Origin of the sequence: Solitalea canadensis DSM 3403, assembly GCF_000242635.2 — a bacterium.
Taxonomy (GTDB): domain Bacteria; phylum Bacteroidota; class Bacteroidia; order Sphingobacteriales; family Sphingobacteriaceae; genus Solitalea; species Solitalea canadensis.
This window is the reverse complement of the sequence record NC_017770.1, coordinates 1,566,161-1,590,459: the sequence shown is the minus strand read 5'-3', so window position 1 is coordinate 1,590,459 and position 24,299 is coordinate 1,566,161. Positions and strand designations below refer to the sequence as shown.

14 protein-coding genes are annotated in these 24,299 nt (G+C 36.6%); 3 read left to right on the top strand and 11 right to left on the bottom strand.

All coding sequences use genetic code 11. The annotated features are described in order from the left end of the window. Positions 1 to 141: 141 nt before the first annotated feature. The 4 genes from SOLCA_RS06440 to SOLCA_RS06425 form a co-directional block, all read right to left on the bottom strand. Positions 142 to 1,470: a hypothetical protein gene (locus SOLCA_RS06440; protein ID WP_014679639.1), complete on the bottom strand. Its 1,329-nt coding sequence runs from the start codon at positions 1,468 to 1,470 to the stop codon at positions 142 to 144. A 25-nt stretch (positions 1,471 to 1,495) separates the two neighbouring features. Next, entirely contained in the window at positions 1,496 to 3,151 is a 1,656-nt protein-coding gene (locus tag SOLCA_RS06435; protein WP_014679638.1) for a DUF4983 domain-containing protein, read from the bottom strand. A 719-nt stretch (positions 3,152 to 3,870) separates the two neighbouring features. Continuing rightward, positions 3,871 to 5,526: a DUF4983 domain-containing protein gene (locus SOLCA_RS06430; protein ID WP_014679637.1), complete on the bottom strand. Its 1,656-nt coding sequence runs from the start codon at positions 5,524 to 5,526 to the stop codon at positions 3,871 to 3,873. A 546-nt stretch (positions 5,527 to 6,072) separates the two neighbouring features. Further along, positions 6,073 to 6,804 (bottom strand): alkaline phosphatase family protein, encoded by a 732-nt coding sequence (locus SOLCA_RS06425; RefSeq protein ID WP_014679636.1) that lies wholly within the window; start codon positions 6,802 to 6,804, stop codon positions 6,073 to 6,075. A gap of 399 nt (positions 6,805 to 7,203) precedes the next feature. On the opposite strand from SOLCA_RS06425, the gene SOLCA_RS06420 reads away from it, so the two are divergent. Together SOLCA_RS06420 and SOLCA_RS06415 are read left to right on the top strand one after the other, a co-directional pair. After that, positions 7,204 to 7,797, top strand: a complete 594-nt coding sequence (locus SOLCA_RS06420) for a CPBP family intramembrane glutamic endopeptidase (protein ID WP_217166177.1) — start codon at positions 7,204 to 7,206, stop codon at positions 7,795 to 7,797. 448 nt (positions 7,798 to 8,245) lie between these two features. After that, positions 8,246 to 10,438, top strand: coding sequence for a glutamine synthetase III family protein (locus SOLCA_RS06415; RefSeq protein WP_014679634.1), 2,193 nt, complete (start codon positions 8,246 to 8,248; stop codon positions 10,436 to 10,438). Between the two features lie 116 nt (positions 10,439 to 10,554). Here the strand turns inward: SOLCA_RS06415 and SOLCA_RS06410 are convergent, their stop codons facing one another. Further along, a complete protein-coding gene (locus tag SOLCA_RS06410) occupies positions 10,555 to 11,232 on the bottom strand; it encodes a DNA alkylation repair protein (RefSeq protein WP_014679633.1) in 678 nt (225 codons plus the stop codon). Between the two features lie 131 nt (positions 11,233 to 11,363). Continuing rightward, complete coding sequence (locus SOLCA_RS06405; RefSeq protein ID WP_014679632.1) at positions 11,364 to 12,356, bottom strand: outer membrane beta-barrel protein; 993 nt, start codon at positions 12,354 to 12,356, stop codon at positions 11,364 to 11,366. Positions 12,357 to 12,603: 247 nt separating this feature from the next. On the opposite strand from SOLCA_RS06405, the gene SOLCA_RS06400 reads away from it, so the two are divergent. After that, positions 12,604 to 13,785 (top strand): AIR synthase related protein, encoded by a 1,182-nt coding sequence (locus SOLCA_RS06400; protein WP_014679631.1) that lies wholly within the window; start codon positions 12,604 to 12,606, stop codon positions 13,783 to 13,785. Positions 13,786 to 14,026: 241 nt separating this feature from the next. Here SOLCA_RS06400 and SOLCA_RS06395 read toward each other — a convergent pair whose 3' ends face one another. The 5 genes from SOLCA_RS06395 to SOLCA_RS06375 all read right to left on the bottom strand — a co-directional run bounded on the left by SOLCA_RS06395 (position 14,027) and on the right by SOLCA_RS06375 (position 24,084). Then, positions 14,027 to 14,677 carry an outer membrane beta-barrel protein gene (locus SOLCA_RS06395; RefSeq protein WP_014679630.1) on the bottom strand — a complete coding sequence of 217 codons (651 nt, stop codon included), beginning with the start codon at positions 14,675 to 14,677 and terminating at the stop codon, positions 14,027 to 14,029. A 150-nt stretch (positions 14,678 to 14,827) separates the two neighbouring features. After that, complete coding sequence (locus SOLCA_RS06390; protein ID WP_014679629.1) at positions 14,828 to 16,966, bottom strand: S46 family peptidase; 2,139 nt, start codon at positions 16,964 to 16,966, stop codon at positions 14,828 to 14,830. 165 nt (positions 16,967 to 17,131) lie between these two features. Continuing rightward, positions 17,132 to 17,578, bottom strand: a complete 447-nt coding sequence (locus SOLCA_RS06385) for a DoxX family protein (RefSeq protein ID WP_014679628.1) — start codon at positions 17,576 to 17,578, stop codon at positions 17,132 to 17,134. Between the two features lie 259 nt (positions 17,579 to 17,837). Further along, positions 17,838 to 21,086 (bottom strand): TonB-dependent receptor, encoded by a 3,249-nt coding sequence (locus SOLCA_RS06380; RefSeq protein ID WP_014679627.1) that lies wholly within the window; start codon positions 21,084 to 21,086, stop codon positions 17,838 to 17,840. A gap of 187 nt (positions 21,087 to 21,273) precedes the next feature. Next, a complete protein-coding gene (locus SOLCA_RS06375; protein WP_014679626.1) occupies positions 21,274 to 24,084 on the bottom strand; it encodes a TonB-dependent receptor in 2,811 nt (936 codons plus the stop codon). Positions 24,085 to 24,299 lie beyond the last annotated feature (215 nt).

The window sequence follows — 24,299 nt, the reverse complement described above, 5'->3', positions numbered from 1 at the left end:
TAATGTACAAAACACAAATAGTATTATATACATCAAATGGAACACGATTCAATCGGGGGAGGCCGAAGGAACCATGCTCCATAATCATTAGAAAAACAGACTTATCACTTTTAAGTCTTACCTTATCAACTATACCTACTTCTAAATAGGATTAAATGCATACACTGGGAAAGAGTAATTATTATTTTGAGTAAAAAACGTTGTTCCGCAATTATTTGACAATGATGCTAATCCAAAAAGCATAGATGAAAAATCAATTCCTTGCACTTCAGTAGCTTTCCATGATGTGTTGGTTACACTATATCTCCAAAGAATTTTGTAGGATGATCCAGGTAGCGTATAAACCCCCTTATTGGCATTATACATACTAACAAGGTTATCATCAGCTGTTGAATTGATAGGAATGAAACCACTAACAATATGCGGAGACACTACTTTATCAGCATTATCATTGATACGATCTGCATGGTATCCGGAAGGCCCAGTGCCAGCGCCAAGTCCCCAGTTGTAGGTTGCGAGGCCAGGTGTAAATGTCCACCATTTCTTATCGGCCAACATTGAGCTATTCATATAACCCATGTACTGACTGCTTGCAGAGTATGGATTACACAAATAATAGCAGAATTGAGGAATAAAACTTGATAAAAAAGATCCCGGATAGTCGGTTAATGTTTCATTTCCCCAATAGTTTGATTTTGGTAAATTTGCTGTATTTGCAAAAAAATTATTCCATAAGGTGGTTGCATTTCCTCCTGCTCCGTTTTCTGCTTTGTAAGCTAAATGAGCAACCAGCATATATTCATTATAAACCGAAGTGGTACCAATTCCATTGCCATTTGCATCTAATGATAAATACATTTTACCTGTTGTCGGATTAGCAATTGCTTTTGACCAATTAATAGACTTATACAACGAGTCAGCAAGGTTGGCAATGGTAGTATTGGTACTGAAATATTTTTTACAGAACAAGGCTCCATCTACCATAATTGCAGCATCAATCGTGCTGTACTCTGAATTCCAGGCTTGGGCACCGGTATTCATATCCACAAAATGACGAGGAAAACCTGCTGCATTTCTATCTAAATTAAAAGTACTATCATAACCCAGTAATGTACGAAGTGTAGTGATTACCTGTTGACTGGCAGTGGTAGTCCAGCCCATCTTGTCAGCAATACATAATGATACCAACCCCACTCCAATATTTGCTACAGAAGCAGGATGATAGTCTGTCCCATTAAATAGCTTAGAATCGCGGTAAATACCTTTGGCATTTCGCTGCATTTCATAAACTCTGTATGAATTGCGAAACAAATCCTTAAGAATGGAAGCAGAAGTAGCCTGAGTTTCCTTTTCGGCACTTGAAGTTCCTTCAGCTTTATCAACTGAAGGAGCATCTTTTTTACAAGAAAAAAATCCTGTAAATAAGAACACTACCACAAATAGTTTAAAAGTGTTAACTAACTTTTTCATAATAAATTGGTTGAATATTTAGTAATTATTGTTGTGTTGGAATCCATGAACGCCCGTCTAAGTTCCACGAGGGAGAGATAGGAACACCTAACCATGTTAATGCAGAGTAAGCATAATCAACCATATAAGGCACAATATGCGCTACATAACATTTTAAAGATGAATTGGTATTGGTTCTGTTGATAGTGCCCGAAAGGGTCATGTTTCGGGCAAAGGGACTACTATCAATCATTGTTTTGTTCGCATCATTCAACCCTTTCCAGTAACCAATTAAATTACTGTATTTAGGATGGCTGGTGGTTACAAATGAACAAGAGTTATTTATAATTGTGGATGAATCAAGTGCATAGTTCCAAACACGAACCTCTGAAATCTGACCGTTTACATAATTAGAATAGGCTTTGGTTCCGTCCTGACCGATTACCAAAGGTAGGCCTGAATTAATATCCTGTACGTTAGCTATAGAAGTTTCTCCAAGATACATTCCATCCTGGTAGGCTTTCATCGTTCCATTTCTGGTAAAAGTAACTGCAATATGGTGCCAGTTACCATCGTTAATCGGATAACCTCCCTCAAAATCTGCACGGTTAGATCCGTCACCGATATTCACTTTCCATGAATTTCCTTTGGCAGCAATGACAAAACCCTTATTATTGCCCGAAGCCCAGTTTTTATTCGATACAATAGACGGATCTCCACTAAATGACGTTGTTTTTATGCGGCATTCAATTGTAAAATTCTGACTGGTACCAAAATTATAGGCAGCATTTGAAACAGCAGCGTAAACTTTCTTCGAATTATAATTTACGATGTTTGCATTGATCGTTGATTGCGAAACAAGTGTTTTTGCTTCTATCTTATTGGCGGCAAAGTTTTTATTGTGATAGATGGAGAAAATATTTCTGTCTTCATAATTAACCCCTGTGTGGTTGGTATCCGAACCTCCATGATCCGGAGATACAATGATTAACCAATCTTCATTGGCATAATTCGGACGGTTGCGTAAAGCAGTTAAAATTTCACCTACGTAAATGTCTGTTTGATTGATGGCACTCACATATTGCGAAACGGTAGAACTAAACCCATAGGTATGTCCTGCGTGATCCACATCGTCAAAATGCACAAATAAAATATCCGGATTATCGGTGTTTAAGGTGCTTACCACATTATTTTTCACTGCTAAATCTGTGGAAAAGGTTCTTTCCACATCGATATTTTCCATGATGTAATCATTAATCGGACCCCAATGAACGATTGACATGGTTCTTAATGACGAATTATAACTTTCGGCACGTTTTAAGAAGTTAGGATAGGTTACAAAGTCGTGCGGAATGGTAAAATCATTACCGGTAATACCGTGCTTCAGGTGATTTACCCCCGTTAAAAGCGTAGACCAGCCATTGCCGCTCCACGATGGAGATAAGGTTAATGCATCCAAACTATAAACGGCATTGGTTAAAAGACTGTGCAGGTTAGGTGTATTGGCAGACATCATTACATCCTGTCTGCATCCATCAATACCGATAACCAATACCTTTTTAGTACCAGTACCGGCTTCGGTTTTCAAATTAGCATCAGAATCACCACTAACTAATTGTGATTTCTCGCACGAAACAAAGAGTATGCTCGCACTCAACATACCCAAGAAAGCGGTATGGATTTTTAAGTTGAATGATTTCATAATAACAATTGGTTGTTTAGTGCTGCTAAATTATGACCTCAATAATACAGTACAAGTAAACTTACCTGCACAATACTACTACACATTTCTTTTTTCATACACCAAAACATCAAATACCGGCATATAGGGAGTGCTTTACTATGATATTATACCTTTTGAACTTTATCATAAATTGTATACAATAAACAAGTAGAGTGGAGATGATGTAGTTTGCGTATAACAATAGTAAGGTGTGGTTGATGTAAAGCAACTATCATTGAATGGATCTATGAGGATGATTTAATTAGCTTTATCCAAAACAACCGGTTTGGAGGTCTTATCGGATCAAGCGGAAAAGCCGAGGGACAAAAGGAAATAATTTCATCATTAAAGAGAGAACTTTGGAGAAGTCTAGCCTTAATAGAAATAAAAGATTAGAAAAGTTAACTCCGGATGGAGTGAAACTTAAAGAGCATTAGTTTCGCCCCATCAGGGGCTCGGTATTAGATTGATGTATACCTATTAAGGTTATTCTCCTCCGGTAATTTAAATTATTTAAGAGTCATAAATTTTGAGTATACAATTCTATTCCTCCAACTTTTCGGGTTGATCTGTCTATCGGGTAATGTCGTATGCTTGCACTCCCATTAAATTGATACCAAATAAAAGAGACTATCTTTTAAAGATAGTCTCTCCCACTAAACAACTCTTGGTTTACTTATTTTAAAGGTTAATAATTATTATTGTTGTGTTGGAATCCATGAACGCCCATCTAAGTTCCACGAGGGAGAGATAGGAACACCTAACCATGTTAATGCAGAATATGCATAATCAACCATATAAGGTACAATATGCGCTACATAACATTTTAAAGATGAATTGGTATTGGTTCTGTTGATAGTGCCCGAAAGGGTCATAGTCCGAGCAAATGGACTACTGTCAATCATTGTTTTGTTCACATCATTCAACCCTTTCCAGTAACCAATTAAATTACTGTAGTTAGGGTGACTGGCGGTTACAAATGAACAAGAGTTATTTATCACAGTAGCTGAATCAAGTGCATAGTTCCAAACACGAACCTCTGAAATCTGACCGTTTACATAATCAGAATAGGCTTTGGTTCCGTCCTGACCGATTACCAAAGGCAAGCCTGAAGTAATGTCCTGTACGTTAGCTATAGAAGTTTCTCCAAGATACATTCCATCCTGGTAGGCTTTCATCGTTCCATTTCTGGTAAAAGTAACTGCAATATGATGCCAGTTACCGTCGGTAATCGGATAACCTCCCTCAAAATCTGCACGGTTAGATCCGTCGCCGATATTCACTTTCCATGAATCTCCTTTTGCAGCAATGACAAAACCCTTATTATTGCCTGAAGCCCAGTCTTTATTGGAAACAATAGACGGATCTCCACTAAATGATGTTGTTTTTATGCGGCATTCAATTGTAAAATCCTGACTGGTGCCAAAATTATAGGCAGTATTTGAAACTGCAGCGTAAACTCTCTTCGAATTATAATTTACGATGTTTGCATTGATCGTTGATTGCGAAACAAGTGTTTTTGCTTCTATCTTATTGGCGGCAAAGTTTTTATTGTGATAGATGGAGAAAATATTTCTGTCTTCATAATTAACCCCTGAGTGGTTGGTATCCGAACCTCCATGATCCGGAGATACAATGATTAACCAATCTTCATTGGCATAATTCGGACGGTTGCGTAAAGCAGTTAAAATTTCACCTACATAAATGTCTGTTTGATTGATGGCACTCACATATTGCGAAACGGTAGAACTAAACCCATAGGTATGTCCGGCGTGATCCACATCATCAAAATGCACAAATAAAATATCCGGATTATCGGTGTTTAAGGTATTTACCACGTCATTTTTCACTGCTAAATCTGTGGAAAAGGTTCTTTCCACATCGATGTTTTCCATGATATAATCATTAATCGGACCCCAATGAACGATTGACATGGTTCTTAATGACGAATCATAAGTTTCTGCACGTTTTAAGAAGTTAGGATAGGTTACAAAGTCGTGCGGAATGGTAAAATCATTACCGGTAATACCGTGCTTCAGGTGATTTACCCCCGTTAAAAGCGTAGACCAGCCATTGCCGCTCCACGACGGAGATAACGTTAACGCATCCAAACTATAAACGGCATTGGTTAAAAGACTGTGCAGGTTAGGTGTATTGGAAGACATCATTACATCCTGTCTACATCCATCAATACCGATAACTAATACCTTTTTAGTACCAGTACCTGCTTCGGTTTTTAAATTAGTATCAGAATCACCACTAACTAATTGTGATTTTTCACACGAAACAAATAATATGCTCGCACTTAACATACCCAGGAAAGCGGTACGGATTTTTAAGTTTAAAGGTTTCATAATTTAGTAATATATTGGTTGTTTAGTGCCGCTAAATTATATGCTCAATAATACAGTGTCATTAAATTATGACTGCACAACAATACTACACTTTGTATTTTTTTCTCAAAAAAAGGCCTAATCGATCTGAAATATGTTGTTTTGGGTTTAATTAAATTATATAATAAACTACAATTGAGAGGAGATGATGTAGCTGAAGAAGATGGTAACTACAACGGATTAATCAATTTATTTGAGCAGGTTACTATCGGGAGCTCCTCCAAGTATAAAAATCCTGATTGTATTGAAATTATATTACCGATGGAGATAGAATCCTAATCATTTGAGTATTATGATTCAATTAATGATTTTATGTTATTCATAACTCTACACCTGATTTAAATAGCAGAGAGCAATCATACTGCATATTCAGGTATTTCCTTTGGGTTTAAACCGGTTTTATCTTTATTACCATGTATAAGAGAGGAGTATGCAGAAGGAAAATTTACATTGTTAGGTTCAAAAGTTACTATCACCCTTATTTCTTAATGGGCTTTTAATGTTAGGTTATTTCTTGCTTCTGGTAACAATAATCAACCAGTCTTCATTAGTATAATCAGGACGATTATGGAGTGCTGTTAAAATTTCACCCACATATCCATCCACCTTACTAAGTGCCGACATATAATGAGGGTTCCCAGGTCCAAATCCAGTAGAATGCCCAGCATGATCTACATCATCAAAATAAGCAAAAAGAATATCCGGGTTATCTTTTACCAAAGCGTTTACTGCTTCATTTTTCACATCAACATCGTTTGTTGGCGATTTTTCAATATCCACACCATCAAGTACAATGTTATTAATTGCATCCCAATGTGCAATTGAAATAGTTCTTAATGATGAATTTTGTGCTTCAGCATTTTTTATGAAATTGGAATAATCAAAATAGTAGGTATCTGAATAATGGTTATTATATTTTAGATTAATAAGGTCGTTTAACAATGTTGACCATTCTTTACTGTTAAATGTTGGAGCAGAAGTAAATGCATTGAGATTGTAAAAGTTGTTAGTCATCAGGCTTATAATATTAGGATTATTGCCTGCATTTAAAGCATCCAGGTGGCATCCGTCAATGCCTATAATAAGCACTTTGGTACCGGAACTTATTGACTTAATAATAGATTGTGACCCTGGAAGAGCAAGCTCGTTTCCATTATTAAACTTTGCTTCACACGTTAAGCTTATTATACCTGCACTTAGCAATCCCGTTAATGTGGTATGGATATTAAAACGTTTCATCTACTAATAAATTTAGATAACATAATAAACCTAAATTTAGGTGTGCTATAAATGAAGAAAAAGTCAGGTTAACTGCACAATAATACTACACATTACCTTTCATTCGCTAAAAGGTGATAAAATGAAGTTTTCATAACAGAAACAATACTATTTTTCTTCATTATAAAGTCAATACAATAAATAAATGGAGAGGTAATGATGTGTTTTTAGCCTTTGGTAGCATTATCTATTGTTTAATATAATATTCTTTGAAGTATTTTGATCATCAATCAAATACCTCTATTTTAAGTTTCACATTTTCACCTCTGTTATACAATGATTGGTATAGTAGTCGAACTTATAATTTCATGGTTAATACTCTGGATCTACGAGCGGAAAAATCTATCAATACTCGGGTTAATGCCTACAAAATCACGACTTAAGGATTTAGCTTTTGGTATTTTGATGGCAGCAGGTATTGGCATTACCTATCATTTACTAAGGGCATATACCTTAAATAACAGTTGGCGATTAAATGTTGAATATACTTTTCTTCAATTCCTAACAGCATTATGGTGGGTTTTCAAATCTGTTTTGTTCGAAGAATTGATTTTCAGAGGTGCATTACTTTATATAGCTATTAAGAAAATAGGCATTCACAAAGCTTGTTTATTATCTGCTGCTTGTTTTGGAGTTTATCATTGGTTTACCATGGGGGCGTTTGGTAATCCTTTTCAACTAATCATTGTATTTATAATGACAGGCATAGCCGGGCTGGCCTTTGCTTATGCATTTGCAAAAACCAAGTCATTGTATCTTCCTTTTGCGCTGCATTTCGGATGGAATGTGATAACAATCGTAATTTTTTCAAACGGACCGTTGGGTTTACAGCTTTTCATTTATGAAAACCTGCATTCAACTCATGGAACTCTTTCATCAATAATTTTCCTCTTCCAGATTTTCGCCTTACCTATTGGGTTGTATTTCTATTTAGGAAAAAAACAAATGAACTAGTTTATCAAAACACTTATCGATCTCTTCAACATTCTTTAAAATTTAGACAAATAATTTTAAAACTATTACCTAAACTATCTACCCAATTTCTCTTTTTAAACTTAAGTAGAGTTTAATTTTTTGAAATAAAACACATCTAATTATTTATAATTTTCAATTTTATATTCATTTTATTATAAAGTACATCAACAAAAAAGTAATATTTTAACTATTCAACAATAAATTCACGCTAAAAATAAAAAACAGATCAGTTTACACCCACATCCAAAAAACCACACTAAAGTCTACAAAAGGCCAATTTTCATCGAAAAAATTATCGCAAAAACAGTATTTATTCATTTTTTTATCAAAAAATTCAAAAAATATCTAAAAATTTCTTGCAAAAACCATTTCATAAACTATTTTTGTCTTAGAAAACCACAAAATTTAACTTCAAAAATTAAAAAGGATGTCGCTACTTCGTTTCAAAGCTTTAGAAGCTGCAATGAGCAGACCAACGGTTAAGGTAACTCCACCTTCAACCAAAATCTCAGATTTTTACGGTTCAAATGTTTTTGATAAGAATAAAATGAAAGAATTCCTTTCAAAAGAAGCTTATCAAAGTGTAATGAGTTCTATTGAATTGGGTATTCCGGTTGACAGAACTATGGCAGAGCAAATTGCTGCAGGATTAAAATCATGGTCGATGGGTAAAGGTGTTACTCACTATACTCACTGGTTCCAGCCTTTAACCGGTACAACTGCCGAAAAACACGATTCATTCTTTGAGCCTACGTCTGATGGTAAAGCTATCGAAAAATTTAGCGGCGATGCGTTAGTTCAACAAGAACCTGATGCATCATCATTCCCTAACGGTGGTATCCGTTCAACTTTTGAAGCGCGCGGTTATACTGCATGGGATCCTTCTTCTCCTGCATTCATTATGTCTAGCGGTTCTGGTTTAACTTTATGTATCCCAACCGTTTTTGTATCTTATACAGGTGAGGCGCTTGACTTTAAAGCCCCTTTATTAAAAGCACTAAACTCATTAGATAAAGCAGCTACTGCTGTTTGTCAGTATTTCGACAAAGCGGTAACTAAGGTTAACGCATCATTAGGTATTGAGCAAGAGTATTTTGTGGTTGATGAAGATCTGTTCTTTGCGCGTCCTGACTTAGTTGCTACCGGTCGTACTTTATTTGGGCACGAGTCTGCTCGTAACCAACAGCTAGAAGACCATTATTTCGGTTCAATCCCTGAGCGTGTTTACGCGTTTATGTTAGATTTCGAAACTGAAGCTTTGAAATTAGGTATTCCTTTAAAAACTCGTCACAACGAGGTTGCTCCAGGCCAGTTTGAGTGTGCTCCTATTTATGAAGAAATCAACTTAGCGATTGACCACAACCAGTTGTTGATGGATTTGATGGATAAAGTTGCTCGTCGTCATAAATTAAAAGTTTTATTACACGAAAAACCATTTGCAGGTGTTAACGGTTCAGGTAAGCACAATAACTGGTCGTTAATTACCAATACCGGTAAAAATTTATTGGCGCCGGGTAAAACTCCTAAAAACAACTTAATGTTCTTAACATTCTTTGTTAATACCGTTAAAGCTGTTTATAACCACGCAGATTTATTACGTTCATCAATTGCTTCTGTAAACAACGATCACCGTTTAGGTGCTAATGAAGCTCCTCCTGCAATTATCTCTATCTTCTTAGGTGAGCAATTAAATGAGGTATTAGATGAAATCGAATCATCACACGTTGTTAACCGTAAGAAAAAAGATCTTTCAGGTGCTTTAGGTTTAAATATCCCTAAAATTCCTCAAATCTTATTGGATAACACTGACCGTAACCGTACTTCTCCATTCGCATTTACAGGTAACAAATTTGAGTTCCGCGCGGTAGGTTCGTCTGCAAACTCTGCAGCACCGATGACTGTATTAAATGCAATCGTTGCTGAGCAATTAACCATCTTTAAACAAGATGTAGATAAATTGGTTAAAAAGGGCGAGAAAAAAGATGTTGCGATCATGAAGATCATTCGCCAGTACATCAAAGAATCTAAAAACATTCGTTTTGAAGGTAATGGTTACAGCGATGAATGGGCACAAGAAGCAGCTGTACGTGGTTTATCGAATATCAAAACTACTCCTAAAGCGTTAGACGTATTAACTGCTGAAAAAACAGTTGAATTATACGAAAAACAACATATTTTCTCTGAGCGTGAGTTACATGCGCGTCATGAAATTTTCTTAGAAAACTATACGAAGAAAATTCAGATCGAAGCACGTATCATGGGCGACTTAGTTACCAGCCAGATCATTCCTGCAGCGTTAAATTATCAAACTAAATTGATCGAAAACGTTAGAGGTTTGAAAGACTTAGGTATGAATGGTGCTCTTTCTCAAAGTCAATTAGAGATCATTACGGAAATCTCTGAGCGCGTATCAACAATTAAGAAAGCTGTTTACGAGATGATTGAAGAACGTAAAAAAGCTAACATTTTAACTGATGCTCGTGAAATGGCTATCGCGTATGATGAAAAAGTAAAATCTTACTTCGAAACTATCCGTTACCACGTTGATAAATTAGAGTTAATTATTGATGATGCTCAATGGCCATTACCTAAATTCCGTGAGTTATTATTTATCAAATAATTAGCTAAAAAGACAAGGCGATATTCCAAAGAAATGGCCTCCGGAATCCGGAGGCCATTCTTTATTTAAAACGGGATAAAACGTCTGCCCTGCTGATATCGCATCAACAGGTAAGCTTATTTCTTGCTTTTTTCTTGCCTGCCGACCATTTCATTAATCCAAATAGGTGCAAAAGGAGATGTACATCCCTTTGAAACAGGGTAATCCCGATAAACACCTAACCGTTCTCCAATTTCTATTGCCCGCTTGCGATGTTCTGGGAAATTAATCCCAATAGTTGCCAGCGTCGAGTTCATTGTCCATTGTACTTCAGGTGCTGCAAGTGGCATTTCTTTTTCAATACGATCTAATAATGAAGAAAGGTCAAGCCCATCCGGATTTCTTGCCACCCGCCCACTGGTAAGACTCCAACCGGCACGTGCAGCCATTATATCATCTGTCGACATCCATTTTTGTCGTAACGTCTCCTTATCAGGATAATTTTTAATTACATAAGAATATAACCAATCTGCAACCTGCGAAAATCTTTCAGACTTTACCATTTGCTCAATAACATCATTGGTCAGATCGGTTGGTTTGATAATAAGTGTTGCCAATAATCTTGCTTCAATATTTCCGGTATCCCAAAGTGCTAAAGCTAATGGATGGTTGATTTTAATTTTATTGGCCAATGTTCTGATGTCTCCCATCTTCACCCCAAACTGATTATCTCCGGCACCATATTTAACATTGTGAGCACGCACCTTTTCATTACTTAGTGCTTCAAGCTGGGAAAGGATTTCTTTAACGGTCATATCTTAGCGTATTTTCTATCGAATTTTATAGATAAAAGTAGTAATCATGACTATAAAATGTATAAAACGTATTGAAAAAAGAAAGCCTCCGGGATTCCGGAGGCATTTCTATATTGACACGATTGCTGTTTTTAGAAATTGTATTTAACACCAACGCTAATTCCCAATCCGCCAATGTTGATATATGATTTATTATCATCCATTGGTTTATTATTATCAAAGCTTGTTTTATTGGTGATATGGTTATTAGATGTTGGACCTAATTCTGTCTGATAGTTAGTATAACGCTCTGCAGTTTTTAAGTCACTCAGCCCTTTTGTTTGAATCACTGTACCATTTGCAGCCAATTTGGTTACCTGCGAATACTCAGTAATTTCTTTGTCTTTACTACCCACCGGAATGTTACGGTATTCAGCTTCTGCATAAATACCAAACTTAGGCATAATAGCATAGTTGAAACCTAAAGCACCTTGGAAACCAACGGTTGGTTTAGGGTTGATTTTTTCAGTTCTAGTAACTTCAGTTCTAATATCCTGTAGATAGAGAGGGCTTGTTGGATCTAAAATCTTGCCTGGTTTAACCCCGCTTGATTCAATCATTAATCTACCCCAAACCGGAACTACAAAGCCAAAACGAGTGTATGGTTTAAATTTCCCTTCAATAGGAAGCGCGAATACCAAGCTCGGAGCAATAGTTAATGCCTGTACATAACCATTTGATGTGCGTGAGGCTATAACATTACCCCCAGCAGAAACCTGATCTGCAGACATTAAGTTTTTAATGCTTTTAAAGTAGTTCACATCGACCTCAATACCGAAGGTCTTATTAAACATATAACCACCTGAAATACCACCGCGAACTCCTTCCCCAAAAGAGCCCGTTAGGTTTTTCATATAGGTTGTATCACGAGCGCCTGTTGCTGGATTAACTAAATTACCTTTTGTTGAATATGGTTGGTACTCTCCTACATTTGGATACTCACCAGGGGTAATACTAAAGAAATAACTTGCCCCGCCTTTAATATACCAACCTCTACCCTCTTTAGGTACTACATCTCCGTTTTGTGCATAAGCCCCTGTACACATGGCTCCCAGTAACAGGGTCGATAGTAAAATTTTCTTCATTCCTAAATTGATTTGATTTGCTTTAAAATACTAATAATAAATGGCTTATTATTAATCAAAGTCCCTAAATTCCTGTTTTAGCTATATATTACAAAACTTTTACAATGCAATGCATGCATAATACATTGAGGTTCAAAGAATAAAAATTAATGAATGAACGATCAGTCATATTTTGAGTTTAAGGAATTCAAAAATCCACATTTAGCTAAATGAAATCACTCTTGATCAAAAAATTCTATCTTTGTGCATGCAAACAGATGCCCGCTATAACTTAAGAGGTGTATCAGCTTCAAAGGAAGATGTTCACGCCGCTATTCAAAATATTGACAAAGGAATTTTCCCAAAAGCTTTCTGTAAAATTATCCCTGATATGCTCGGGGGTGACGACGAATACTGCAACATTATGCATGCTGATGGAGCAGGGACAAAATCTTCATTGGCTTATGTTTACTGGAAAGAAACGGGAGACATTAGTGTGTGGAAAGGTATTGCACAGGATGCTATTATCATGAATCTTGACGACCTTCTTTGTGTTGGTGCAGTGGATAATATTCTATTATCTTCTACTATTGGAAGAAATAAAAACCTTATTCCAGGTGAAGTTATTGCTGCAATCATTAACGGAACAGAAGAAATTTTGGCTGAATTACGTGAGCACGGCATCAGTATTTATTCTACAGGAGGTGAAACTGCCGATGTTGGGGATTTAGTAAGGACAATCATTGTGGATTCAACGGTTACTTGCCGTATGAAGCGTGAAGATGTGATTTCAAATGATCGCATTACAGCAGGTGATGTTATTGTAGGTCTGGCTTCTTACGGTAAAACCACTTACGAAACTGAGTATAATGGCGGTATGGGTAGTAATGGTTTAACATCTGCCCGTCATGATGTTTTTAATAAAGCCATTGCCGAAAAATTCCCTGAAAGCTATGATCACGCTGTTCCTTTTGATTTAGTATTCTCAGGGCAAAAAAATCTGACGGATAAAGTTGAGGTTGAGGGTTTCGATAAAATTGATGCGGGTAAATTGGTGTTATCACCAACTCGTACCTATGCTCCGGTAATCAAACGCATTTTAGAAAAGTATCGCAAACAAATCAACGGCATGGTGCATTGCAGCGGTGGTGCACAAACTAAAGTATTGCACTTTATCGATAATGTACATGTAATTAAAGATAACTTATTCCCTGTTCCTCCTTTGTTCAAATTAATCCACGAGCAGTCTGGTACTGATTGGAAAGAAATGTACAAAGTATTTAACATGGGTCATCGTATGGAATTATACGTTCCAGAAGAAATCGCAGCCGATATTATTGCCATTAGTAAAGAATTCAATATTGATGCTCAAATTGTAGGACGAGTTGAGTCCTCAGAAAGTAAAAAAGTCACCATTCGCTCAGAATTTGGCGAGTTTATTTATGAGTAATTAATTGCGGGTTTCGAGTTACTGATTACGAGTTGCGGGTTACGAGTTACGGATTATGGGTTACGGGTTGTGAGTTATGGGATAGAGTACTCGGAATAATATTTGTTAATTATCAAATTAGGATAAAAAGGGGTTACAAGACAAATTCTTGTAACCCCTACTTTTTTATCCTTCATCCAGAACTCGAAACTCAAAACTCGTAACCCGTAACACGCAACCCGAAACCCGAAACCCATAATTATCAAAACCGATATCCCAGGTAAAAATTCATAACTGAATTGCGCGTTGAGAAATTTGGTAATAAAATGGGAACACCCTCCTCATTTTGTGTGTTATTACTTTTGACAATATCACTCAATCCCATATAATACTTTAACCCCATAATAAAGCCATCAGCAATCGCTTTGGGAGTAAACTCAATACCTGCATTAAGTCCGTAATCAAATCGGTTAAAATGCTGTGTAATGGTCGATTGATAATCGGTATTTCCGCAGCCACAGTTGGCTTTAATTAACATGCCCATTTGTATCCCTGCAAAAAAGCTTCCCCATGGAACTGGTTTAAAATTAGCCGCAGGACTTAAATATGCATAGCTACTAATTAGATAACCAGCTTTTGTTCCATTTTCATTATATCCATAACCCTGTCGTGAAAATACCAGATCCCCTCTTAAGCCAAGTTGTTCCCAATTTTGCCAAAGTGCAGACGCCCCAAACGAATATCCCGAATAATTCTCAATTGTATAGTTATCCTGACTATTGGTAATTCGAGATAGATTATACCCTCCCATTATTCCTATTTTTACAGGAGCAGCCTTTTTATACATATAATTTTGTGCATACAGCATTACAGGACATAATGCTAAAAGTAGAGTAAGTTTAAGCGTTTTCATGATAAGAGAGCTAAAATTAATATGAACAAATAAGTAAGATTGTATACTATTTTATTGAATATAAGTTAAGAAATTTTCGTTAATTCTTGAAGTTTAGTCAATAAAAAAGGCCTCAATTTTGAGGCCTTTTTTTAATTTCTTTTTAAGAAATTATTTAACAATTTTCATTTCTTTTACAATGTGCGGAGCATTACCTAATTTATCCACACACCATAACACGTAACGAATGTCTGCACAAATGGTACGCTTATATTTTTGGTCAAAAACAATATCTCCAGACATAGCTTCCCAGTTACCATCAAATGCTAAACCAATAAGTTCTCCGTTGCCGTTTAACACCGGACTTCCTGAGTTACCACCGGTAATATCATTATTACTGATAAAGCCTACAATTAATTGTCCTTTTTCGTTGGCATACTGTCCAAAATCTTTTTTCTTATACAGCTCTAAATAATTAGCTGGTAAATCAAACTCCGAATCTTTAGGAACATATTTTTCAATTACTCCGTCGATTGTAGTTTCATAATCGTATTTAACAGCGTCCTTTGGTGCATAAGCCTTAATGTTACCATAAGTTAAACGCATAGTAGAATTGGCGTCAGGGTACATTAATTTACCTGGGTTCATCTCCATTATGCCTTTAACATACTTCTGACCCAAAGCACCATTAGTAGCATTAAATGCATCCACATTTTTCATAAATTTCTCACGGTAGTTCGAAATAAATGCAGTTACATATTGATATGCAGGATCATTTTGTAATTTACCTAATTCTGGAGCAGCCAAAAATGCTTCTGTTTTAGCTTTAGAAGCAAACATAGAATTTGCATACACATCATCACTGTATTTTTTGAATGCAGCTTCAGGATCGTCGGCGCCGTATTTAGCTAAAATTTCACCAATTAAAGCCGGATGCTGATCTTTAGGAATATCATTATAGAATGCCAATAAGGTTCCTGCTAAAATCTTTTTATCTGAAGGTAAATTGAATGATTTAAAGAATTCTTCTGCATGCTCTTTCATTGGCGCAACAGCATCTACTTTCCCTGCTTTTAAGCCTGCTTCAACTGGCATAAATGAGCGTGCAAATGAAACTGCGGTAGCTCCAAAAATACCTTGCGATAAATAAATCGGATATAATGCGTATGGAGTATAAGCGTCATATGCTTTTCCATAATCAGCTAAAATAGATGAATACTCAGGCTTACTTGCTGACCACGACTGGAACTTAGCTTCTTCACCTTTTTTATAGTCATAAACTTTTAAGTGTTTCAACTGCTCTGTTTGACCAATAAAGTACTTCCAGTAGTTGGCAATGTTTGCATACTCAGATGATAATAATAAACGTACGCTGTCGCTTTTCTCCATCTGCTCTTTCCATGATTTCAAACGGATATCACGAAGTTTAACAATTGCAGGATTTACTTTTTCTACTGCCAATTTAATCCCATAAGAGTTTTCATAACGGTTAGTACGTCCCGGATAACCGAATACCATACTAAAGTCACCTTCCTTAACACCTTTTAAAGAAACTGCTAATGAACGTTTAGGAGTAAATGGAACATTATCTTTGGCATAAGCAGCTGGCTTATTGTCTTTACCAGCGTAAATACGGAACATAGAGAAATCGCCGGTATGACGTGGCCAGATCCAGTTATCGGTGTCGCCACCATATTTACCTACTGATTGAGGAGGAGTTCCAACCAAACGAATATCTGAATATTTCTCCGTTACAAAAACGAAGTATTGGTTGCCTTTAAACATATCACGAACAAATGCTTCGTAACCTGTTCCTGATGTAGCTTTAGCAACAATCTCTTTACTTATTTCAGCATATTTAGCCGCTTTTTCAGCGCCTTCCAGGCCTTTTGTTGCAGCATTTACCTGAGCAGTTACATCTTCCATACGAACCAGGATAGATACAAATAACCCTTCAGCAGGTTTTTCTTCAGCTGTATTTTTTGCCCAGAAACCATTATCAAGAATATTATCCTGTGGAGTACTTTTTGAGGCAATTACATCGTATCCGCAGTGGTGATTGGTTAATACTAATCCTTTTTCTGATACGATTTCACCAGTACAAAAACCACCAAACCAAACGATAGCATCTTTTAAGCTACCTTTGTTAATATCATAGATATCTTGTGGCGTTAATTTGAAACCCTGACGTTTCATCTGATCATAATTCTTATTGATCAGCATTGGAAGCCACATTCCTTCATCAGCCTTAACCGCATTCGTAAACCCGATAATGGCTAAAGCAATAAGTAAAACTTTTTTAAACTTCATATAAAGATTAATTTCTAAAGGTGAAAATTAAGAGAATAAAAAATGTTGATTGAACTTATGATTAAATTGTTACATTAATTGAATACAATATTTTGATTTTGCTATAAAACAAAAAAGCTGCCTCGATTTTTCGGGCAGCTTACTTTAAATTATCTTTATAAGTATTTAATAGTCTTCGGGTAATTTAATGTGCTTTTTCATGTATTCATCTACAGATAAAGGACCTGATCCGTATACAAAGAAGAATATCAATAAACACAAAACAATAATGGACAACCAAAGCTCAGAGTTTAATGCATCAAAGCCTTGAGCCATATTGACAAAAAAAACAGCTCCGAATAAAACCGGTAACTGAAAAGCAATGGCAACACGTGTTAATAACCCGCAAGCGATTAAAATACCACCTACCAGGTGTGCAAATGCTATATAGTGAACAATAAACACGGGAACATAATGAAACCGCGTACTCATTAGCTCTTGCAATGGTTGTATATTACCTACAAAAGTTACACCTTTTACAAAAATGAATATACCTAATACAATTCTGATTACATCGAGCCAAACGGTATGATGGGTATCACCCCAATGCTCAGCTTTTTGAACTATGTTCATGTTTACCTCCGTTTTTTGTTATGAGAAATTAACACTAATAATCTACATTTCAAAGTATTACAATAAATATTCCAGTTTAGCTATTGGCTGTTAGCCTTTAGCGGTTAGCTATTAGTCTTAAGTCCAAAGTCCAGAGTCTTAAGTCTTGTGTTTAGCTTGTACTAAATGACTGATAGCTTTAGGCAAAACGACTGGTTGCTTTTGCCACTTAACATAATTCCAGACTCTGGACTATGAACTAACAGCTAAAAGCTAATAGTTAATTAAACGTATACCTGAACCCTAGCTGCATTCTCCACCGTGAATCTGTGAAAGTGTTATTACTAAAGGTTGAAGTTCCTGCAAGCCTAGAGGGAAAGGTGAACCTTGGTTGGCCGTTAGGTCCGCTAAAGTCACGCAAAACTACTGGTGTAGCGGTATTAATTATTTTGGTTACACCCCAATCGCGACTAATCAGGTTTCCGATATTGATGATATCCAGTGTAAATTCAAAACGACTTTTGGGAGCTTCCCATTCAGTAAAAATCTGCTGAGTGAAGCGCAAATCAAAACGATTGGCCCATGGATATTTACCTCCATTACGTTCTGCATACTGACCTCTCCTACTGTTTAAATATTCATCTTGCGTAATGTATGCATTTAGTTGATCCCAAATTTGCTCTGGAGTTCTGGTGTCTGTGGCATTTTCGGTTATCAAAATTATATCATTTTGATCGCGTGGAATGAACATAAGGTCATTACTTCCAGTACTTCCATCTCTGTTCACATTACCTGAATAAGCATAGGAAATCCGGGTATTATTGAACTGATCGGCATAAGCTGCACCTTCGTAAATCAATGAAAGTGTTGTCGGAGCAATTTTAAATATCTTGAAGTTATAGCTTAATGATCCTACCACTTTATGTTCAAGCATAAAACTGGTATAGGATAAAACCGGGTTATTAGGATCGTTGACCACTTGGTTACCATTATAGGCCGAAGCTGCCTGTGATCCTGGACTAGAGGTTACATCTTTTGCCTGTGAATAAGTATAGGCCAGCATAAAGTCGAGTCCAAATTTAAAAGTTCTTTGAAGTTGGACACTTAATGCATAAGACCAGCCTTCTGAAGTATTATCCAATACAATCGCATTGGTAATCTGTGCATTAATCCTATTGGCATTTCCTCCGGGAAACTGATCCCGATTATCTACACCTGCAAGTTTTCCTGTCGCGTTTACAAGATTGGCATCACGATGATAAACTGCATTAATGTCTTTTGTATAAATTCCTTCAAGGGTTAACACAAGATCCTTGGGTAATCGAATATCTGCTGCCAAATTAGAACGCCAAACTTGCGGCATTTTTAAGTCTGGACTATTTACATTGATTGCAAATGTTGATGGTGTAGACGGATTTGCCGGAATATAAGCTGTAACGTCCGGGTTGAAAGGACGATTAGCCGGGTTATTCGAAAATTCTTGTCCGAACAACAAACCATTATTTCCAGCCTGATTTACGGCCCATACAAAAGGAATTTTTCCGGTAAAAATACCCGTTCCTCCCCTTACTTGCAGTGATTGATCTTCCCTTACATCCCAATTAAATCCTACCCGTGGCGACCATAACACTTGGGTTTTAGGCAAGGTCGAAGTATTTAATTTTTCTCCGTTTCTAAATGTTAGTTCAGTTACTACATTATTTGAGGGTAGATCAGTTGGATAAAACGGAATATCAACCCTGATGCCATAAGTTAGCTTAAAGTTGTTTTTGATCTGAAATTCATCTTGTGCGTAAAAAGACAAATTAACTGATTTTAAGTCGGCTGTTGGTGTAGGATTCCCTGCAACTGCTGAATAAGTTAATTGATATAATAGGGGATTTCCACCTGTTCCGTTCATGGCATTTACAAAATCAGTCATATTTGCATACCTAAACTGACCATAGAAAAACTGGGCGAACCCATTCGAAAATTTATAAAACTCGTTGGCAGTCCCGAACGTAAGTGTGTGTTTACCCATGTAATAGGTAAAATTGTCTGAAAACTGGTAAATGTCCTGATTCAGTTTATTTAAACCGGTAAAAGGTTCAGCCCCTAATGAAATATAATTAGCTCCGTTTCCATCCTCAATATCAACTACCGGAAAAGGATCTCCAAAGATATTTCGGTAATCTCGAAAAGCTGTATAACCGATAGTCAGGTTGTTTGACGCTTTAGAGCCAAATCTGCTATTTAACTCTAACACTACCGAGTTAATGTTATTATATTGTCGGTAACGCATATTTGAAAATGGCAACGAAGTAGCCGTCGGTCCGCGTTGCGGAGAAGTACCCCGTGCATTAGAACCACTTGTATTAATATCCCTGAATGATTTCAGGTAATTATAACGAACACTGAGTTTGTTTTTGTCGTTGATGTTCCAATCTAATTTGACAGTAAACTTGTCATTGTTTTGTTCATTAGTATAAAGCTCATATACCCCAGGGTCATAGCCAAAATTATTCATAAGCGTAGACTTCACCAGATCAAGGTCGGATGCCGAAACTCTCGAAACTCCGTCTCCAGGAGTTCCCCGATTGGCAAAATAAGTTGAACCAGGAGATTTCTGACGCTCAAGCTCACCATTTAGAAAAAAGAAAAGTTTATTAGGAACAATAGCACCTCCAACCCATGCTCCCGATTGTAAAAAAGCAAACTCTTGATTAGGAACGGTTACATCCCCTACTCTTGCGCCGGTTAGTTTATCGCTTTTACGAAAAACATACACAGAAACCGATACCTCATTTGTCCCACTTTTGGTTACTGCATTAATTCCAGCTCCGGTAAAACCACCTAAGCGAACATCGTATGGCGCCAAATTAACCTGCACCTGATCTAAGGCATCCAAACTGATTGGTTGTGCATTGGTTTGTCCACCCGGCAAATCGGTTAATCCATAAGGATTATTAAATACAGATCCGTCAATAGTTAACGAATTAAATAAAGAATTTCTTCCGGCAAAATTCATCCCTTTAGCCGATTGCGGGCTAAGTCGGGTAAAGTCCTGAAATGATCGATTTAAGCTTGGAAGATCCTCCAATTGTTCTTTAGAAATACTGGTCGATGCACCCGTACGAGAAGAATTAAAAGTTTTATCTTGTTTACCACTGATTACCACCTCCTCCAATTCAGTAGAAGAAGTTTCAAGCTTAAAATTGACTGTATAGTTTTGTCCGAGTGCGAGATTTATTCCAGTTACGCTTTCGTCCCTATAGCCAACAAATGTTGTTGAAATGGTATAGGGCCCACCAACCTTAATATTTGGAAAATTAAAGCGCCCGTCTTCACGTGTTCCGGTGGCATATTTTGTTCCGGTGGGCTTGTGAACAGCTATAACAGTTACCCCAGGCATTGGCCCCTGATCATCGGTAATACGGCCATTTATAGAAGCTGTTGTAACCTGGGCCATTACAGAAGGTGGTAAAAAAATAAGGGATAGCATGACCCATACTATCCCTTTTAAAGAAGCATACAGTAAAAACTTTTTCATAATAGAGAGCGTAATTATTTAAGCTATAACTGTTTTATTATCAAATCATTTACTTGAATTTAAGAAAAATACATTAACAAAATGTTATGCTTTTTGTGAACCTCTTGTTAAAAACCACCTACTTAAAACGCAAAAGCGCCACCGGAAATCCGGTGGCGCTTCAAATATTTTATGTATTAATAATTTACTAGAACTTAACTTGCATACCTAATGAGAAGGTACGGCCAAAGCCCATATTCACTTGGTTAGAAGAAGAACCTCCTGTACCAATTTCAAAACTACCTTGTCTGTTAGTGAAAGGAGTATCAGTATATGATTCAGCGATATATACTTTATCAAAGATATTATCTACCTGACCACGGAAAGTAACTGCAGTGTGACTTATTTTAGTTGAATATGATAAACCTGTTCCTGCTAAGAAATAAGATGGTAGTTTCCAAGCCTGACGTCCAATATCAGTTACCTTATTTCTGTCACTTGGAGCAAATGCCGCATACAGATTATCAGCATAGTATCCATCAACTCTAAATTTTAAACCTTTGATAACTTCGTAAGAAGCACCTAATGAACCTGTAGTTTGAGCAGCATCACCAACTTTAACATTATCCACATAAACAATAACATTACCCATAGTTGGAACAATATTATTGTTCTGATCATAAGTGTTCGATACACCATTACTTTTCCATTCCCAATTACCTAATGAAATCATACCTGAGATCTCAAGTTTTTCAAGAGGTTTGCTAAAGAAGTCGATCTCAACACCCTGGTGTAATGCTTTTAAACCAGTAGTTACAGTTTTTGATAATCCGTAAGAAACTCCAGCAACTGTTAGGTTTGGATTTGTCTTTGCAATGGTTTTATTATCCCATTGGGTATTATAGAAGTTAACATTGGCACTGATGTATTTAGAACGGAAACCGTATCCTAATTCAACTGCGTAAATTTTCTCATTCTTAATATCAAGGATATCAATTGGTTTATTAGAGTTAGCAGCAAACACTGTATTAAAGAACGGCGCACGTGAGAAAGTACCTACGTTAACAAATACATTATGCACGTCGTTAACACGGTAGTTTGCACCTCCTTTAGCAGTATAACCAAAATAATTTTTAGCAGGAGTCATACGATTTGGGTCACCAACCGCAAGGAATAAATCTTCACGTTCGTATGAAGTATTTGATGCAGCTCCGGTAACAAATGCAGAAAGTTTTTCTACTGAATACTCTACTGAAGCAAAACCACCAATTTGCTCTACATAACCATTGTTATTATAGTCAATTGCAGTGTTTTTATCGCCAGCGGCAACATATTTGTTTTTATTATTAGCGTCTTTAGTTTCGTACCAATAATCCGCACCTAATGAGTTATCTAAACTACGGTAATGTAAACCTTTATAGTTACGATAATCAACACCACCATTAATGGTAAAGTCAGTGCTTGCTTTATAAGTTAAATTAGATACAAAACCCCACCAGTTATGCTCATTCATTGATGCACGACGAATTAAACCGTCAGCAGAAGAAGCAACTTGTTTACCCGCATAATTTGCTCCACCATTATCGGCAGTGGCAACCCATGGAGTTAAGGTTTTGTTACCTGCGAAACCATCTACTACAGTACCCTGGTTATATGAGAAAATATCATCAAAACGCACTAAATGATCATCAGTACGTTGCAAGTTGTAAAAAGGTGTTTTATTAATGCCACCACCTAAATCACCAGTTCCACCACCGCGTCCAACAGAAACATAAGCTACAGTTGAAAGGTCAAATTTAGGACTGATAGTCCAGTAATGATTTAAAAATGCAATTGGTTTGTGGTAAAAGTTATTGGCAATTGTGAATTCTTCACCATTACGTTTACCCCAGCTCTGATTATATTTAATACCCATTGCCTCAACTGACTGAGGACTTGGTGTATCAATTGTGATTTTCTTTTTAGGATCGTTTGGAAAAGCCGGGTCCTGAACAGAAATTGCTTTTGTAGAATAATCATTAGAACGTGGACGTTGATTATGTTGTTGAGGGGCACCAGTTACTGATAATGATAAAGTATGTTTTTTATTGATTTCCCATGCCATAGAACCGAAATAGTTCCATCCGGTAAATGAAGTTCCATCAACATACCCATCCCCTTGAGTGTAAGCACCTAAAAAAGAGAACGCTAATCCGTTTTTAAGTTTACCCGTAGATAATGATAGATTATATTTCATATAACCATCATTACCAAATGAAGTACCCACAGAACCGCCTTTTTTCATTTCAGTAGCTTTGGTAACAACGTTCATTGTACCACCAATAGCACTAACAGATAATTTGGTAGCACCTAAACCACGTTGTAACTGAACATTGCTTGCAACATCACTTAAACCGGCCCAGTTAGACCAGTAAACAAGGCTATTCTCCATATCGTTTACAGGAACACCATTAACCATAACGGCCATGTTTTCTTGAGAAAAACCACGCACATTGATACGAGAATCACCAAATCCCCCACCACCTTTAGTTACATAAGTAGAAGGAGTTGAACGCAGTACTTCAGGAAACTCATTGTTACCGATTTTGTTCTGAATTTCTTCAGCCTTGATTGTGGATACAGCTACAGGAGTTTTACGGTCGATCGCAACGTTTGAAGAAACAACGATCTCTTTCATTGAGATGGCGTTGGTAGCTAATTTAATAACACCCAAGTCTTTTGTCTCACCGTCACCGATTGTTACATCAAATTCCTGAGGAGTGTAGCTAACATAAGAGGTACCAATTGTGTGAGTACCCGAAGCCACTTTTAAAGTAAAAGATCCATCGATGTTGGTAGCTGTTCCTTTGTTAGAACCTTTAACTGAAATTGTAACGCCCGGAAGAGGCTCGTTTGTTGCATCATCAATAACTTTCCCTTTAATTACTGATTGTGCAAATGAATTGAAAATGAAAACTAAAAGGAAAATGGCTGTTAAAATGCTTCCCTTTAGCAGTTTGCTTTGTAGAGGATAACCCATAAAGATTTTTTAAATGAATAACATTACTTCTCTCGGGCGCAAAAGTAGAAAGGATTATAACATGTTCATAATTAATGCGTGTTAAATTTTAGTTAAATTAACATTGAGTTTTTCACAGTTGTTAATAATGCATGCATAGTACTTCAAAATGTAATGTTTAGCTGAAATATTGAATCATTTATTACATTTGCACTGCCTTAAAAAAACCGCTTTTA